11 protein-coding genes are annotated in these 16,609 nt (G+C 65.7%); all 11 read right to left on the bottom strand.

All coding sequences use genetic code 11. The annotated features are described in order from the left end of the window. Positions 1 to 29: 29 nt before the first annotated feature. The 11 genes from EDF57_RS11750 to EDF57_RS11700 all read right to left on the bottom strand — a co-directional run bounded on the left by EDF57_RS11750 (position 30) and on the right by EDF57_RS11700 (position 16,444). Positions 30 to 1,574 (bottom strand): alkaline phosphatase D family protein, encoded by a 1,545-nt coding sequence (locus EDF57_RS11750; RefSeq protein WP_134094391.1) that lies wholly within the window; start codon positions 1,572 to 1,574, stop codon positions 30 to 32. A gap of 35 nt (positions 1,575 to 1,609) precedes the next feature. Then, positions 1,610 to 2,608 (bottom strand): nuclease, encoded by a 999-nt coding sequence (locus EDF57_RS11745; RefSeq protein WP_134094390.1) that lies wholly within the window; start codon positions 2,606 to 2,608, stop codon positions 1,610 to 1,612. Between the two features lie 67 nt (positions 2,609 to 2,675). Further along, positions 2,676 to 5,852 carry a TonB-dependent receptor gene (locus EDF57_RS11740; protein WP_243841021.1) on the bottom strand — a complete coding sequence of 1,059 codons (3,177 nt, stop codon included), beginning with the start codon at positions 5,850 to 5,852 and terminating at the stop codon, positions 2,676 to 2,678. A gap of 92 nt (positions 5,853 to 5,944) precedes the next feature. Further along, complete coding sequence (locus EDF57_RS11735; RefSeq protein WP_134094389.1) at positions 5,945 to 6,871, bottom strand: FecR domain-containing protein; 927 nt, start codon at positions 6,869 to 6,871, stop codon at positions 5,945 to 5,947. 76 nt (positions 6,872 to 6,947) lie between these two features. Then, on the bottom strand, positions 6,948 to 7,520 hold the full coding sequence (locus EDF57_RS11730) for a sigma-70 family RNA polymerase sigma factor (protein WP_132266766.1): 573 nt from the start codon (positions 7,518 to 7,520) through the stop codon (positions 6,948 to 6,950). A gap of 202 nt (positions 7,521 to 7,722) precedes the next feature. Continuing rightward, positions 7,723 to 8,460 carry an isocitrate lyase/phosphoenolpyruvate mutase family protein gene (locus tag EDF57_RS11725; RefSeq protein WP_134094388.1) on the bottom strand — a complete coding sequence of 246 codons (738 nt, stop codon included), beginning with the start codon at positions 8,458 to 8,460 and terminating at the stop codon, positions 7,723 to 7,725. A 123-nt stretch (positions 8,461 to 8,583) separates the two neighbouring features. Next, positions 8,584 to 9,450: an NAD(P)-dependent oxidoreductase gene (locus tag EDF57_RS11720; RefSeq protein ID WP_134094387.1), complete on the bottom strand. Its 867-nt coding sequence runs from the start codon at positions 9,448 to 9,450 to the stop codon at positions 8,584 to 8,586. Continuing rightward, a complete protein-coding gene (locus tag EDF57_RS11715; protein WP_134094386.1) occupies positions 9,447 to 10,625 on the bottom strand; it encodes an L-rhamnonate dehydratase in 1,179 nt (392 codons plus the stop codon). The genes EDF57_RS11720 and EDF57_RS11715 overlap by 4 nt, the downstream gene beginning before the upstream one ends. Then, positions 10,622 to 11,833, bottom strand: coding sequence for an MFS transporter (locus EDF57_RS11710; protein WP_134094385.1), 1,212 nt, complete (start codon positions 11,831 to 11,833; stop codon positions 10,622 to 10,624). Before EDF57_RS11710 ends, EDF57_RS11715 begins: the two co-directional genes overlap by 4 nt. A gap of 89 nt (positions 11,834 to 11,922) precedes the next feature. Continuing rightward, positions 11,923 to 13,635, bottom strand: a complete 1,713-nt coding sequence (locus tag EDF57_RS11705; protein ID WP_134094384.1) for a beta-xylosidase — start codon at positions 13,633 to 13,635, stop codon at positions 11,923 to 11,925. Positions 13,636 to 13,672: 37 nt separating this feature from the next. Then, complete coding sequence (locus tag EDF57_RS11700; protein ID WP_134094383.1) at positions 13,673 to 16,444, bottom strand: TonB-dependent receptor; 2,772 nt, start codon at positions 16,442 to 16,444, stop codon at positions 13,673 to 13,675. Between the last annotated feature and the right edge of the window lie 165 nt (positions 16,445 to 16,609).

Raw genomic sequence — 16,609 nt, 5'->3', positions numbered from 1 at the left:
TGCATGCCTGACCGGAGACAGGTTGCCCGTCAGGCCCGGTGCAGCGCCGCAGCATCGGGCGCCACTTCGTAGCGCATCAGCGTCCGCACGGTGCCGTCCGGCTTTTCCACGTCGTCCATCACCTTCACATGCGTGGTCCAAAGCCGCGGCGTCACATCGAACACCTGATAGCCCCTGCGATCGGTGTAGAGATCGAGGTTGGGATTGTTGTCGAGAACGTGCGCCAGCCCGGCCTCGCCATGGCCGTTGCCCCCGGACGAGATCGAGGTCGCCAGGAACTCGACCGCGACGGCCTTGCCGTCCGGCGCCTCGTCGCGCTCCGGCACGATGCCGGCCGCGTGCTTGTGATGATCGCCCGTGGCGATCACGACATTGGTCAGCCCGTTTTTGCGGATGCTTTCCACGAGGCGCGCCCTGGCCGGGCGATAGCCATCCCAGAGATCCGTCTCGAACGTGGGCTTGCCGGCCCCCGCCGCGCGCACGTCAAGCGGCATGACGATGACCTGCTGGGCCAGCAGGTTCCATGTCGAGGGCCGTGAAAGCCCCTCGTCCAGCCACGCTTCCTGCGCATGACCCAGCATCTGCGGGCTGGCATGGGCCTCCGGCGTACAGGCATCCGAACGCGCCACATCGCCGCAGGACTGGTCGGTGCGAAAGGTCCGCGTATCCAGCACATGGGTGCGCAGCAATTGCCCGTAGTCGAGCCGGCGATAGGCCGTGATGCCCTGCGTCCCGGGGAACATCGCGCGGCGCACCGGCATGTTCTCGTACCAGGCCTGCATGGCCGCCATGCGGCGCAGCAGGAACACTTCGGGCGGCGTGCCGTCCTGATCGAAGTCGCCCGCCCAGTTGTTGTCCACTTCGTGATCGTCGAACGAGGCCGCGAAAGCGCAGGCCTGGTGCGCCGCCTTGAGGTGCGGGTCGGCCTTGTACTGCGCGTAGCGGCGACGATAGTCGTCGAGGCTGTAGATCTCGTCGCCCGCATGTTGCCGAACGGCCTTCGGGTTGCCGCGGCCTTCGTAGATGTAGTCGCCATAGTGGAATACGAGGTCGAGGTCCGGCTCCTGCGCCAGGGCGCCCCAGGCGTCGAAGAAGCCCGCCTCCCAGTGCTGGCACCCCGCCACGCCGATGCGCAGGCGATCGACGGCGGCTTGCGCGGCGGGCGCCGTGCGGGCCATGCCGACTGGGCTGGTATCGCTGCCGGCCGCCGTGAAGCGGTACCAGTAGTGGCGATGGGGCTGCAGGCCGAACAGTTCGACGTTAACCGAATGCCCCAGTTCGGGCCGCGCCAGTGCCTGCCCCTTCTTCACGACCCGGCGGAAGCCCGCGTCTTCGGCCACTTCCCAGCCCACCGGCACGGCAGCCTGCGGCATCCCCCCGTGCTCATCGAGCGGGCGCGGGGCCAGCCGGGTCCAGATCACGAAGCCGTCCGGCCAGGGATCGCCCGAAGCCACGCCCAGCGTGAAAGGATCGGCGCCGAGCGGGCGGGTCAGTACCGCGGCGGAGGCAGGCACGCCCGCCAGAAGCGCCAGGCCGCCGCCGGCCCTCATCAGGGTGCGGCGATCCAGGCTCATGAAAGGGGAGAACGAAAGCATGGGGGTTCTCCTGGTCAAGGGGCAGTGAGCGGCGCGGGTGCCGATCCTGTTTCCGGGTCGTAGTGCGGACCTGCGGGATCCTGCGGGCGCGGATCGCCCTCTCCCGGCCGGGCGCTTTCCTTCCAGGCGCGGGTCAGCAGGTCACGCAGCATGGCGGCGCCTGCCGCGCTGCGGCGGTAGACGAATTCGCGGCCCTCGCGGCTCGCCGGGTCTGCCAGCACCCCGCGCTTGTCGAGCGCGAAGATCGTCTCCACGTCCCGGCTGCTCTCGTTCAGGAACGTGAGGACGTGGGTGAAGAGGTCACCTTCCTGCCGCTGCGGCACGCCGATGCGCTTTTCGAAATCGGCCGGTTGCAGATCGATGGAATCCGCATAGCCGATCTCGAAATGGCCATGGATGCCGCCGCTGCGATTGTAGTTCCTGGGATTGTCGCCGAACCAGCCCTCGCAATGGATGCTGACGTGGTGCGGGTTGGTGCCATCGGCAATATAGTGCGACATCCAGGCGGTGTAGAATGCCAGCGTCTGCTCGATATGCGCGGTCGGTTCCCCCTTCGAACGCTTGGACCGCAGGCTCCGCATCCCGGCCACGATGCGGCCGTAGCCTTCCATCACGGCATAAGGCATCGTGCCCGTCCAGCGCACGTTGAGGCGCTCGGCGGCCTTGGGGTCGGTCTTGACCACCCGCTCATGCTCGCGGTGGAGCGCCAGCACGAAGGCATAGCGGGAGCGCGGCACCGGATCGAGGAAACGGAGCCGCTCGACGAACCAGGTATGGTTGGGATCCTCGTCGATCTTGGAGAACGGCTCCGAGGAAGACCGCCAGGTATCCGGCGCCCCCGCCTCTTCGCCGATATATTCGGCATATCGGCGCAGGAACACCGGGCCGTCGTCCGGCAGCGTATCGAGCGCGGCCTGGTCGATCACCGCGTGGCCCCGCCCGCCCCAGGCGAGAGCGGCGGGAGCGTACACGGTCGCAAGCAACGAAAGGGCGGCAAAGGCAAGTCTGCGCATGGGAGAAGGTTTCCGCAAGAAAGGCAAAGGGCCGGCCGGCGCCTGCAGCGCCGGGCCGGCCGGAATGTCAGAAGTTGTACGAGATGCCGACGTAAGCGCGGCGACCCGAGTAGACCGAGCTGGTCAGGCGGTCCTTGGTGTCGCTGCCCAGGTACTGCCACTCGTGCGACTTGGTGAGGTTGATGATCGAGGCAGTGAGCATCAGGCCGTCCCGGATCTCGTAGGAGGCGTTAAGGTCCACCTGCTCGTAAGGCGCGGTATAACTGTTGAGGCCCGAGGACAGGCCGCCCACCACGGTTCCGCGGCGGTTGTACGAGGCGCGCAGCAGCATGCGGCGGGTCTCGTAGAAGACCGAGGCGTTGAACTGCGTCTTGGCGCTGCCCACCAGCGGCGAGGTGCCGACTTTCTCTCCGTCGAGCGTCACGTCGGCGGTCGAGGTGTCGTTGTAGGTGAAGTTCACTTGCGCGCCGAGGCCGAAGGGCAGCGTGTGCTGCGCATAGACTTCGACGCCCTGCGAGACGGCGCTCGATCCGTTGGCGACCGTGGAGTACGATTCGATCAGCACTTGATCGCCGGCCACGTCGCGGGTCACGTCCATCACCAGCGGAACGATGAAGTTCGACACGTCCTTGCGGAAAGCCGTGGCGCCGACGACCGATCCGGGGCGGAAGTACCATTCCAGGCCGATGTCGTACTGCCAGGCCTTGAACGCCTTGAGCTGCGAATTGCCGCCGCTGCCCGACCAGCCGGCGAATTCGCCGAACTGGTCACGGTCGAAGGCATAGGCTTCCGACTTGTAGGTCAGCGAACGCGCCCCGGCGAGGTCCGAGATCGAGGGCCGAGACACCACCTTGGCCACCGCGCCGCGCAGCAGCAGCGTGGGGGTGATGTCATAGGACAGGTTCAGGCTGGGCAGGACATCGGTGTAGCTCTTGCGTTCGTGCAGGCGAATGTTCTCGATGATCTCGCGACTGGCCAGCGGCAGGACCTGGCAATTGCCGTCCGCGCCCAGAGGGCGATTGGGATCGAACGGGCCGCCCGGTCCGTCGACGCAGTAGTCGACGAGGTACTGGAGGCGGTCCGAGGTCTCGTCGCGCTGGATGGTCTTGACGACGCGCAGGCCCAGGTTGCCGCGAAGGCCTCCGCTGCCGAAGTTCGCCTGGGCATAGCCGCCCAGCGCTTCCTCGCTGAGATTGTAGACGTTGTTCGGCTCCGGCTCGCGCACCGAGGGGCCGTAGCGCTCATTGATGATGTCGAGATAGCGCTTGAAATCCACGCCGGGATAGAGGTTGGCGCTGAACCCGCCGTTGATGTTGCCCATCGGCGTATCGTAGAAGTATTCCGGCTGCGCCACGGCGCCGGCCGGCGTGTTCTGGTAGCGGATCTTGTTCTCCGCATCGGCGTACCATTCGTTGCGCCCGGTCTCGCGGTGGACCTTCAGGCGGCGCCATTTCCCGCCGAGCTGGATCGAGCGCAGGAAGCTGCCATCGAACGAGCGGGTGAGGTCCAGCTGGACGTAAGGCTGATCGATCGCGCTGTTGGTGAAGCTGGAATTGGTGCCGCCGATGTCGATCTGGGCCACGCCGTTCATCAGGTTCTGCTGCAGTTCGGGCGAGAACTCCATCGCCACGCCCTTGCTGCTGAGATCCCAGGCGCTGAGGAAGTTGCCGTTCTGCTCCTGGCCCGTCACGGTGATGCGCGGCTTGGCCGCGATCTGGAACCGCATCGTCGGGCCGCCGCGGGACGCGGTCTTGCCCACCTTCAGCACGGCGTCGAAACGGTCGCGCTTGTAATGCGCCTCGCCTTCGAACGTCTGCGAGTGCTGCTTCTCCTTGGAATAATAGCCCGTGAGGCGCGGCGTCTCCATCGTGCACATCGGCGTCGCGGCAAGGCAGGGCGCGCCGTCGACCGAGAAGGCGGCGGACTTCATCACCGTGCCGCTCTGGTCGAACACCGCGTCGCTGAAGAACTTGCCATATCCCCACTCGGGAATGGTTAGCTGGTTCATCACATAGTCGCTGCTATATTCGAAACGGAAGTAGTTCGCAGTAATCGTCAGGTTTTCGGTCGGACGGAACTGCGCGGTCGCCTGGATGCCGAAGCGTTCACGATCCTGGTCGAAGACTTCGGCGCGCACGGACTGCGGCGCCCAGTATCCGGTGTAGTGATCGCCGTCGATCGTGCTCTGGCCGCCGCCGGTCCAGTAGGAGACCGCCGCATCGTTGGCGATCGGATTGCCGTTCACGTCGGTCGCGCGTTCGAGGACCTGGCCATCGGCGCCGCGATCGCTCCACCAGCGCCAGGTGCCCGCGGTGGAGCGCATCTCGCGGTTGGTGCGCTTCTGGTAGACGCCGCCGACCAGGAAACCGATCGTCTCGTCCTCGTTCTTCCACGAGAACTGCGCGCCGATCTGCGGCTCGAACTTGTCGCTATTGTCCGAATACGTGCCTTCGGCGGAGATGAAGCCGGATCCGGCAGGCACGTCGAAGGGACGGCGGGTGTTCAGGATGATCGTGCCGCCGATGCCGCCTTCTTCCAGTCGTGCCTCGGAAGACTTGTAGACTTCGGTGCTGGCGATGAAGTTGGCGGGCAGCATCACATAGTTGAATGAGCGCTGGGGATCGCCGCTGTCGGCGCCGGCCAGGAAGTTGCCGTTCAGCAAGGTCTGCGTAAGACCGGGCTGCAACCCGCGAATGCTGACGCGGGAACCTTCGCCGCCGTCGCGGGTGATGACCACGCCGGGCATGCGCTGCAGGGCATCGGCGACGTTCTTGTCGGGAAACTTGCCGATGTCTTCCGCATTGATGACTTCGACGAAGGCATTGGCCTGGCGCTTCTGCTCCAGGCTTTCCTCGATCGACTGGCGATAGCCGGTCACGACGATGTCGGGCTCCGGGGCCGGTTCACTCGCCGCAGCAACGGGACCGTTTCCCTCCGTGGCCTGGGCCAGCGCCACCACCTGACCGTCATCGCCCACCACGCGCAGGCCCGAACCGGCGATCAGCTGGCTCAGCGCTTCCTGCCGGGTCATCGTGCCGCGCACCGAGGCCGCCGTCAGCCCGCGGATCTTGGCCGCCGGATAGACGATCTTCACTTTGGCCTGCTTCGAGAATGCGATCAGCGCCTGGCCCAGCGACTGCGACGGAACGTCGAAATAGATCGTGGCAGCCTGCGCCGGAACGGCAAGCATCGCGGTCGAGGCGACCATGGCGGCGACAAGCGAATTGAACCTACGGACGGACATGAAAATCTTACCCCCGATATGGCGCAACGTCTGCGCCATTCGCGGGGATGACGGGATTGAAAAGGTTTGCCTCCAAGTCGAAGCAAAAAAATTCAGCGGATCAGTTCGTAACCCGCCGCATTGGTCACGACACGTGCGTTCAGGCTCAGGGACACGGCCTGGAGGAACTGGTCCGGCCGGTCGAGATCGAAGCGACCGCCGATCTTTTCACGCGCCAGTTCGGAATCGCCCACCGTGATCTTGCGCGTGAGATGCCGGTTGAACTCGCTCGCCGCCTCCGCCACGGATTCGTCGAGGAAAACGATCTCGCCCATCCGCCATGCCATCAGCGAGGCCACCTGCTCCGTGCTGCGCGTTTCCAGGCGCGGCGAGCCGTCCTCGACCAGGATGACCGAATCGTTGCGGCGCAAGGTCAGGCCGCTCGCGGTCTGCGGCAGATGCAGCGCCGCGCCGTCCACCAGCGTCAGTTCCGCATGGCCGTCCTCGATCCTGACGTCGAACAGGCCCGGCGCCAGCGGCAGCGAAGCGTCGTTGGCGCGCAAGGTCGCCGCGCCGCCGTGCCGCAAGTCCAGCGCCATCTCGCCGCGGTCCAGCCGGAGTGTCCGCTCGTGGCGGCCGAACCGCCAGGACAGTGCACTGTCAGTATTGAGGTAGGCGACACTGCCGTCGGGCAAGGCCACGCGCTTCGTCTCGCCAATCCCGGTCTTCGCCGAATCCCAGGCATAAGCGCGCTCGGCCAGGAAGCCGGAGCCGAGCACGGCCATCGGCACGCCCACGGCGGCAACCTTGAGCCACTGCCGCCGACTGACGCGCAAAGGCACGGCCGGGGCGACCGGAGCCCCGGCGATGCCCTCCCATTTCGCGACGATCCGCGCATAGGCCACGGCGTGGGCAGGATTGCCGGTGCGCCACGCCTCGAACTCATCCGGACGCGCGGTTCCCGCGTCCAGCGCCGCGAACCAGCGCGAGGCTTCCGCAAGAAGGGCATCCTGACCCAGAGGATCTTTCGAATTCGTCATGTATCGCGGCGTCTGCAGTGGGTTGCGATCGGCTAAGTGTCGGTCCTGAGACCCTCGTCTATCAAGCTGGCGCAAATCAGAGAAGCATCTTCTCCCGCACGTCTTCCGATGGCGCCTCGCAAGTGCGGTCCTGCGGGGTCAAGGCGTGGGTCAGAAGTTCGACCGCGCGCGCCAGGCGTTTCTCGAAAGTGGACACGCTGATGCCGAGATCGCTGGCGATCTCTCGCGGGGTTTCCTCTGCAAAGCGGCGGCGCACCAGCGCGATCCGGCAACGCTCCGGCAGGGTTGCGATAGCTTTCTGGACATGCGCCATCTGCATCCGCGCGGCGACGGTGCGGAAACTGTCGGGCGTATCGTCCGCAACTTCGTGCAGCGACAGTTCGGGCAGCGGCTGCATGGTCACGACCCGGGCCTGGCGGATACGCTCGATCGCCTGGTTGTGGATCATGCGCATCACATAGCCCGGCGGATTGGCAATGGCGCTCCACCCATCGAGCGTGAACAGCTTGGCGTAGACGTCCTGCACGATATCGCCCGCCTCCTCGTCGTTGCGAACGGTGCGGCGCGCATAAGCGAGATAGGCCCGCTCATGCGGCAGGACTTCGTCGACGAACCAACGATCAATCGGGCGAACTTGAGGCGCGGTCACGGCGAATGGCTCGGCAGCGAGAAGAGGACGGCCCGCGACTAAGCGACTATAATGTAAGTTTTGCTACATGGACCGAGAATAGACGCTGCGTCGGTCTGGCGCGAATGGCATTGCACGGTTCTGCAGCCGGTCGAACCGGAAATGCTCTCACCGGCCGGCAGAAAGAATCGCGCCCTCGCGGCAGATCGCCGCGAGGCGCGGATCAGGCTTCGAAGCCCTTCAACGCGGCCGCAGCCTCATCGAATGCCTTCCAGACCGTACCGGCAAGCGCCGCGCCCACGCTGCAGCGGCGGGCGCCCAGTCGCGCGTAATCCGGGATGGTGTCGAAACTGGCGACCAGCACGTTGACCGGCTTGGGCGCGACGGCGGCGATCAGTTCGGCAACGGCGCCATGATCGAGCATGAAAGGCACGAACAGGACATCCGCGCCGGCTTCGCTATAGGCGACCGCACGCGCGATCCATTCGGCGGCCGGCGTTTCCGGCGCGCGGAAGAATTCGCTTCGCCCCACCAGCAGGACATCGGGATCGAGCGCTTCGCGCACGGCCGCGATACGTTCGGCCCCAAGGCTTCGGTCGTAGATCGCGCTACCCGACCAATCCTCGATCGACAGGGCGGCAATGCCGGTGGCCGCCGCGCGCACGGCATTGGCGGCGACCACATCAGGTGCGTCCGCGAACCCGTTCTCGAAATCCGCATTCACCGGCAGGCCGGTTGCCGCGACCAGCATTTCGAGATGCGCGACCGCTTCGTCGCAGCTCAGCTGGCCGTCATCCTTGCCCAGCGCCCAGGCCGCACCGGCACTGGTGGAGGCGATGGCCTGGAAACCCTGGGCTTCAAGCCGTTTCGCGCTGCCGGCATCCCAGGCATTGGGGAGAATGAAGAAGCCATCCTGGTGCAATGCGCGAAAGCGGGCGCGTTTTTCCTCGGTGTTGAGCATGACGATTCCCGTTGAAAGTTCTCGTCATGTTCTACCTCGCCGAACAGGATGCTGCAACCGGGATTGGACGCCGTCATGCTTCCGGCACCGCAATCGCCGCCCCCCCCGCAAGGGCCCGCGGGATTACCGCAGCGGTTCGATGATCGAGGCGATGTCCTGTTCCCCATGTCCGGCCGCCGCCGCATCGAGGAACCGCCCCCGCGCCGCCTCCGCAATGGCGGACGGAATTCCGGCCTCGGCAAGGGCCTGACCGGCGTAGCTCAGGTCCTTGGCCATCAGCGGCACGAAGAAGTGCGGATCGTAGGCCCGGTCGAGCATGCGACGCGAGACGGCCTTGAGCAGCGGACTGCCCGGGGCGCCTTCGGTGAGGACCGAGACGGCCTGCTCCACGTTGAGTCCGCGCTTTTCGAACAGCGCCAGGGCTTCGGCCAGGCTGGCCGCCTGGACGCCGCAGAGGAAGTTGTTGGCGAGCTTCACCGTGGCACCGCTGCCGACCGGGCCGAGATGGACCGTCGCGCTTCCCATCGCGTCCAGCACGGGACGCGCGGCTTCGAGGACGTCCGCTGCCCCGCCGACGAGAAAGCGCAGCGCGCCTTGCGCCGCCTGATCGCGGCTGCCGGTCACCGGTGCTTCCAGGAACCGCACGCCGCGCGCCTCGGCCAGCGCCGCCAGTTCGGTCACCCAACCGCCAGTGAGCGTGCTGGAATCCAGGGCGATCGCCCCTTCGTGCATGGCCGCCAGAGCGCCGTCTTCGCCGGTCCAGACCGCGCGGGACACCGCATCGTCGGCCAGCATGGCGATGACGATCGCAGCCCCGTTTCCGGCATCCGCCGGTGAGGCCGCAATCCGCGCGCCCTCATCCGCCAGCGGCTGCGCCTTGTCCGCGCTGCGGTTCCACACGGCGACCTCGAAGCCCGCTGCCAGCAATTGCCGCGCCATGCCGGAGCCCATGATACCCAGGCCGAGCACGGCCACTTTCATCCTCGTCATCCGATCACCTTGAAGCGCGAGAGGGCATCCTCGTCGATTTCGAGGCCGAGCCCCGGAAGATTGTCGTCCAGGTCGATGTACCCGTCCACCGCCTGCGGCTCACCCTTGAAGATGTACCAGAAGAGCTCGTTGCCGACTTCTACGTCCACCATCGGGAAGTACTCCGCAATCGGAGAATTGAGGCTGGCCATCACCACATGGTAATTGTGCATCTGCCCGGCATGGGGGACGACCGGGATGGAATAGGCTTCCGCCAGCGCCTGGATCTTGCGCGCGGCGGTGATGCCGCCCACCCGGTTGGTGTCGAACTGGAAGTAGTCGAGCGCCCTGGCCTCGATCATCTGGCGGAAGCCGAAGCTGGTGAATTCGTGCTCGCCCGCCGCGATGGGGGTAGTGCCGAAGCGGCGCAGCTCGTGATAGCCGTTGATGTCGTCGGGGATGATCGCCTCTTCCAGCCAGCGCAAGTTGAACGGCTCTATCAGCCGCATCATGCGCTTCGCATAGTCGAGGCTCCAGCCCATGTAGGCATCGGCCATGATGTCGATCTCGTCCCCCACGGTCTCGCGCACGGTGCGGAGCAGTTCGACGTTGTGGGCCATGCCCTCTGCGCCGTCGATGGGCCCCCAGCCGAAGCGCAGCTTCATCGCCTTGTAGCCTTGCGCCTTGTAGCGGGCGGCTTCTTGGGCGAGTTCGTCCAGCGGGACCGAATAGAGACGGCTGGCGTAGACCGGGATCTTCGCCTTGGTGCGCCCGCCCAGCAATCGGAATACCGGCTGTTTCGCAGACTTGCCCATGAGATCCCAGATCGCGATATCGAGCGCGGAAATGGCCACCAGCGCCACGCCCTTGCGCCCGAAGGCCATCGTCTTGCGGTACATGTGCTGCCAGAGAAACTCGCTGTCCCACGGATCCTGCCCGATCAGCAGGGGCGCGAGGTACTGGTCGATCATCTGCTTGGTGACGAGCGGCGCCAGCGCGGCATTGCCGATCCCGACAAGCCCCTGATCGGTGAATATCTCCACGATCAGCCAGCCATGGAACGTGAAGGTGCCCATGGTCTCGGGCGACAGCATGGGGGACACGAGGTCCATGGGATTGGTGCAGAAATGCGGTGGCAGCGGCACGGTATCGCCCTGCCACTGGACGACGCGGGTGCGGACTTCGGTGATCTTCAAGGCAGGACCTTTCCTGAAAAATCAAGTTGCGAGATGCGGGGAATGGTGAGGCAGATCAGCGCGAAGGCGATCAGGTGGAGCATGGCGGCCACGGTCAGCACGGGCGGGTAGCCCAGCCCCATGTCGAGCGCCAAGCCTGCCGCCTGCCCCATGACGATGCCGCCGAAAGCGCCGCCCAGGCCGACCAGCCCGGCCAGCCGCCCCAGCGCGCGGCGCGGAACCAGGTCGGTCGGCAGGGTCATGACCAGGGTGGACCAACTTTGCTGGCCGAAGAAGGCGAGGCTGAAGATCGCGATCACGGCGGCGACCGAAGCGGTCGCCGGCACAAACATGACCCAGGGCATGCAGGCGGCGCTGGCGGCGAGCGCGATCTTGCGGGCGGCGTTGACCGAATGACCCGTCGAAAGCAGGCGGCTCGACAGCCAGCCGCCGCAGAGGCTGCCCACGCCCGAGGCGGCATAGGGAATCCAACCGATGGTGGCGGCCTGCTTGAGGTCGAAGCCATGCGCCTCGAACAGGTACTTGGGCAGCCAGAACAAGTAGAAGTACCACGCGCCGTCGCTGAGGAACTTGGCGCAGACGACGCCGCGCACCTCGCGGCGGGCGACCAGCCCGGCCAGCGTCGGCGCGGGGCCGCTCGTCACTTCCGCGTCCGCGCTCTCGGGCGGCGTGCGATAGGTCAGGAACCACCAGACCGCCCAGGCCAGGCCGAGGCCGCCGGTAAGAAAGAACACCCAGCGCCAGCTCGCCAGGCCGAACCAATGGCCATAGGCCAGCACGCCTGCGATCAGCGGCGGTGCGATGACCGCGCCGACCGCCGTGCCGGCATTGACCAGTCCCATGGCCGCCGCGCGGTGGCGGGGCGCGAACCATTCGGCGATGGCGCGGGTGGCGGCGGGGAAGCCCCCGCCCTCCCCCATGCCCAGCAGCAGGCGGCTGACGACCAGCGCCACGATCCCGCCCGCAAACCCGTGGCTGGCGCAGGCCAGGGACCAGAACACCATGATCGCCAGAAAGCCGGCACGCGTTCCCACGCGGTCGAGCAGCCAGCCACCACCCAGATACATGAGGCCATAGGTGGTCAGGAAGGCGGAATCGAGGAAGGCCTTGGTCTGGTTGCCGATCGGGATATCGGCTTCGATATACTTGATCGCCCAGGGCAGGGTCTGGCGGTCGAGATAGCTGATGGCGATGGCGACGGCGATCATGGCCGCAATCGCCCAGCGTCCCCGTATCGGACCTGATCCTGTCTCAGGCCTTGCCCCTGTCCCGGCCACGGCTTCCACGTCCGCCATCCTCACTGAGCGTCGAGCATGACCAGGGCGACACCCTGACGCGGCAGGCGCAGCGAGACACGGGCATCCTTGCCGCTTGCGCTCACGGCGATCCGCTCCGCCTGCATGCGCGACGCGGCTTCCAGCTGGGCATATTGGTTCTGGTCGGGAGACTGGGGCGATCCCATCTTCTGCCAGGCCGCGAAGGCATTGGCGTGGTCGCGGTCCACCCGCCACAGGCTCGCCCCGGCGGGCGGGACCTTGAGGCCCTTGAGGTTGACGGTCACCTGGGCGTCGGGCCCGGCGACGTCATCGTCGTGATAGTGCCAGAGCAGCAGCGCCACTTTGCCCTCGGCGGTTCGCGTGGCGATGGAGCCGATGTCGGCATTGCCTTGCACGCCTTGCGCCATCACGGCTTCGAGCGGGATCTGCGCGGCGTTGACCGTCGCCAGCTTCGTCTCGCCAAGCTGGGCGAACATGCGGAATACGTTGAGCACCGGCAGGTCGACGCCATTCGTGGAAAGCTGGCGATAGCCGGCGAACCAGGGCTGGTCTTCGAACTCGAAGGACCAGGACAGCACGCCTTCCAGGTTGACCTTGCGCTTCTGCGCCAGTTCCCAGATCCGCGCGAAGCTGGCCGCCGTGTAGCTGGAATACATCGTGCCGTTGCGATAGTCGTTCTGCGGGCCGGGGCAGGCCGCGCAGCCCTCCGGATCGCTTTCTCCGATCACCACCGGCTTGCCCGCCAGCGCAGGGATCGACAGCACTTTGGTGAAACCGCCATCGGTCTCGCGCAGATGCGTGGCTATGCCCATGCGGACATGCCCGTCCACGAAGGAGGGCTTGCCCTTGGCATGGAACGAGAGAAAATCGGTGGGCGTGCCGGTCTGGCCGGTCGCATAGTTCTTTCCCGAGGATACGTGCTTGAGGAAACCGTCCATGAACGTGCCGCCGGGCCCCGCCACATCCGGCCCACCCACGCGCGCGCTCGGCAGGGCCTTGCGGATCGCTGCAATGGCGTAGTCGTGCAGCTTGTAGAATTCCTCGGGGCTTGCCGACCAGTAGAAGTTGGAATTGGGTTCGTTCCAGACTTCGAAGTACCAGCTTTCCACCTCCGCCTTGCCGTAGCGCTCGATATTGTGGAGCGTCCACTGGCGCACCAGTTCCGCCCACTTCTCGTAATCCTTCGGCGGATAGGTCCAGCCGGTGGCGATCAGTTTGTAGTCGAAGCCTGGGCGCCAGCTATGCTGGTAAGGCGTGCCCTTGGGCGCGCTGGACAGGGCCTCCGGCATGAAGCCGATCTGGAGATAGGGCCGCACGCCGCGCGCCAGATAGGCGTCGATGATCCCGTCCACCACCGTCCAGTCGTAGACCGGCTTGCCGTCCTGGCCTTCGCTGTAGGCATTGGTGCTGCCCCACTTGAAGGCCGGCGTGCCATCGCCCGAACTCAGGAGGTTATGAGCGCGGAAGTAGACCTGGCCGGACTTCAGTTTGCCCAGTTCGACCAGCAGCTTGCGGCCGTCCTTCATCGTCGCGTAGTTCGGCTCGTCGGCACCGAAGAACCGCCACACGGGGGGCAGCTTGCCCTCGGCCCGGGCGGTATCGACGGTGACGGTCACGTCCCTAGCGGTATCGGCCAGCGCCGTCCCGGCCTTGCCGGCCGCCGTCTGCGCATGGACCGGCAGGGGAAGCGTCATGAACGCGGCCATTGCAGCGATCGCCCTGGATATCGTCATCGGGTCATCCTCTTGAATGGGAGCATTGCCAAAGTCCTCACATCTTGGCCCGGAAACCGAGCGCGATGGTGCGGGTGTAAAGGACCGTATCGCGCGGGAAGAGCGCCGGGTCGTTGAAAGAGGTCTTGTAAAGGTTCTTCAACACATTGGTCGCGTCCAGCACGACCGTGAAGTCCGGATTGATCTCATAGGAGAATGACAGGTCAAGGTTGCTGATCTGTCCATTGGTGATGAAATTCGGATTGATGCCGGTGAAGTGCAGTCCGGCGTTGTACTTGTCGCGCCAGACGTAGGATGCGCGGCCCGAGAAACCGCCCTTCTCATAGATCAGCGTCGCGCTGGCGGAATACTTGGAGACGTTCTGGAACGGGATGTCCATGTATCCGGTGACGCCCGGCAGGGGAGAGAGCGCCTTGTTCTTGCCGTCGATATAGGTGCCGTTCGCGCTCACGCCGATGCCGTCGAGCCAGGTGGGCAGCCCCTTGGGGAACAGGGTCACACCGCCCTCGATCCCCTGGATCTTGCCCGAGCCCGAGTTTTCCGGCCGGGTAATCTGGTAGACGCCGTTGTCGGCCCCGAGGTAGTCGATATCGAAATTGCTGGTGACGGACTGGATGAAGCCCGTCACGTCGCGGCGGAACAGGGTGGCGGTGATCGAGCTGGACCGATCAATGTACCATTCCAGCGACAAGTCGTAATTGTCCGAGCGGATCGGCTTCAGGTCGGCATTGCCGCTGCTGCCGCGTCCGAAAGGCTGCTGTCCCGGGACGGGCGGCGTCAGCGTCACTGCCGGGTTGAGCTGGGCGAAGCTGGGCCGGGTGATCGTCTTGCTGGCGGCGAAGCGCAGGAACAGATTGTCCTTCAGCTTGTAGCGCAGCGCCAGGCTGGGCAGGACGTCGGTGCTCTCATTGCGGATCGTGACGGGCGAGGTCGCCCCGCGCAGGACCAGGAAGGCGTTCGACGTGATGTCGGTGCGGATAACCCGCAAGCCGATCTGCCCATCCAGCCGCCCCGCCTCGATATTGGCCTGCAGATAGCCCGCATAGTTCTTCTCGGTGATGTCGAAGTGCTGCGTATCCTGGAAAGCCGGATCGGCGGCGGCCAAGCCGAAGGTCTGGCGCAAGTCGCCGATCCGATCGAGCAGGTAGCTGGTGGAAGGCGTCGCCCATTGCCGCGCATAAGGCCGCGTGCCCTTGTAGAACCCGCCGGGAGTCAGCGTCATCAGGCCGGGCAGATCGTCCGCCTTGATGGAGTAGCATTTGACCGCGCCGGTGGCGGAGCAGTTGACGGTCTGCACGAAGGAGTCCGACCTCGCATCCCGTTTGCTGATGCGGGCGCCGGCGTCGATCCCGGAAAAGATCAGGAATGGCGAGCGGTAGGAGACGTCCGCACGCCACGCCAGCTCCTTGCCGTCACCCACGGTGCGCGTCGTCGAGAGGCGCGAAAGATAATAGCGTGACGGATCGGCGATGTCGTCGGCGGGGAGCACGAAAGTCGGCGTTCCCGAACCATTGTTGAACACCGCATCCGTGCGCGCCGCGATGAAATCGACATCGAGGTTGTTGGCGATGTCGGTGGCCTTGGAGCGCGTATAGGAAAACTCGCTCGATGCCTCCCAGTCGCCGCTCTTCCAATCCGCCCCGAGCGCGCCCTGGTAGCGGTCCGCGGTGTTCTGGTAGGCCTGCCCGAACTGCGCCACGCGCCCGCCGGCGATGCTCAGCGACTGCACCAGCTTGGTGTCGTCCACGAACTGGAGCGGCGAGAGCAGCGTGCCGTTCATCGAGGTGAAGTTCTGGTTGCCGTTGCCCTTTTCGCGGTAGCCGTAGAACAGGCCGTCGGCATGGACGCTCAGCCGGTCGTCCGGCGCCCATTGCAGCGCGGCGTTCACGGCGGGCCGCTTGCGCGTGCCGATCCGGTCGAAGGCACCGATGACATCGGTGCGGAACACCCGGGGGTCGGCGGCGCCGGTTCCGCGCGGGTCGAGCGGTACGCCGGGCGTGTAAGGCGCGCGGCTGTTGTCCAGATTGTAGCCGAAGTAGCCGCCGCCGAAGATGGTCTCGTCGCGGTAGCGGGTCTGGTGGAATGAAACGCTCACCAGCGCGCCGATCTCGCCGATGCCGGTGGACCAGCGATCGGTCAGCAATGCGCTGGCATAGGGGTCGATCTTGTCGGCCTGTTCGCTGTAAACCTCACGGCCGGCCAGCGCGAGCTGGAAACCCTTGAAGTCGAACGGCCGCCTGGTCCGCACGTCGATAAGACCGGCGATGCCGCCTTCGAGCTGCTCCGCGGAACGGGACTTGTAGACGTCGACGCCGGCCACCAGATCCGCCGGAACGTCTGCAAGCGAGAGCGAGCGGCCGGTGGTGGTGAAGATGTTGCGCCCATTGATGAGCGTCACCACGTCGGGCAGCCCGCGGATCAGCACGGTGGCGGATTCCCCGCGGGCGCGCGGAGCGACCTGGACGCCGGGCACACGCTGGAGCGCTTCCACGACATTGTTGTCCGGCAGCTTGCCGATGTCCTCGGCCACGACCGAGTCCACCAGTTGCTGGGCGTTGCGCTTGATGTTCTGCGCGGAAGAGAGGCTGGCCCGCATGCCGGTGACGATGATGTCCTGGCTGGAAACGCCCGGGTCCGGCGCTTCGCCCCCGCGCCCGGCTGCCACGGCCTGAGCGGCATCCTGCGCAGAGTCTGGCCCGGAAACCTGTGCGGAGTTCCGCGCCGCGTCCTGAGCGGCGTGGGCGGTGCCTGATAGCGTGAAAAGGATGGCGATCGCGGATGCGCTGCCCAGACCAAATCCAGTTTTCATGATATCCCCTCCGAGTCTGTCTTTTATTTCTCATACTAGATTGCCGATCATTCCCGGCATGACAAGCCTGATTCCGGCATATCGCTGCTTCAAAGCCAAATTTGGTATTTTTTTCTCATACTAGATGTGCGCGACAACGTCGCTCCGGGCTTGACGTCAGCGCGA

The sequence above is a fragment of the Novosphingobium sp. PhB55 genome (assembly GCF_004368805.1).
Classification (GTDB): Bacteria; Pseudomonadota; Alphaproteobacteria; order Sphingomonadales; family Sphingomonadaceae; genus Novosphingobium.
The sequence above is the reverse complement of the archived record's forward strand: the minus strand, read 5'-3'. Positions and strand labels throughout refer to the sequence as shown.

What these genes read in the sequence shown, in the direction of transcription:
- EDF57_RS11750 (WP_134094391.1), bottom strand. Translation starts at nt 1,574, where the DNA reads ATGAGCCTGGATCGCCGCACCCTGATGAGGGCCGGCGGCGGCCTGGCG.
- EDF57_RS11745 (WP_134094390.1), bottom strand. Translation starts at nt 2,608, where the DNA reads ATGCGCAGACTTGCCTTTGCCGCCCTTTCGTTGCTTGCGACCGTGTAC.
- EDF57_RS11740 (WP_243841021.1), bottom strand. Translation starts at nt 5,852, where the DNA reads ATGTCCGTCCGTAGGTTCAATTCGCTTGTCGCCGCCATGGTCGCCTCG.
- EDF57_RS11735 (WP_134094389.1), bottom strand. Translation starts at nt 6,871, where the DNA reads ATGACGAATTCGAAAGATCCTCTGGGTCAGGATGCCCTTCTTGCGGAA.
- EDF57_RS11725 (WP_134094388.1), bottom strand. Translation starts at nt 8,460, where the DNA reads ATGCTCAACACCGAGGAAAAACGCGCCCGCTTTCGCGCATTGCACCAG.
- EDF57_RS11720 (WP_134094387.1), bottom strand. Translation starts at nt 9,450, where the DNA reads ATGACGAGGATGAAAGTGGCCGTGCTCGGCCTGGGTATCATGGGCTCC.
- EDF57_RS11710 (WP_134094385.1), bottom strand. Translation starts at nt 11,833, where the DNA reads ATGATCGCCGTCGCCATCGCCATCAGCTATCTCGACCGCCAGACCCTG.
- EDF57_RS11705 (WP_134094384.1), bottom strand. Translation starts at nt 13,635, where the DNA reads ATGACGATATCCAGGGCGATCGCTGCAATGGCCGCGTTCATGACGCTT.
- EDF57_RS11700 (WP_134094383.1), bottom strand. Translation starts at nt 16,444, where the DNA reads ATGAAAACTGGATTTGGTCTGGGCAGCGCATCCGCGATCGCCATCCTT.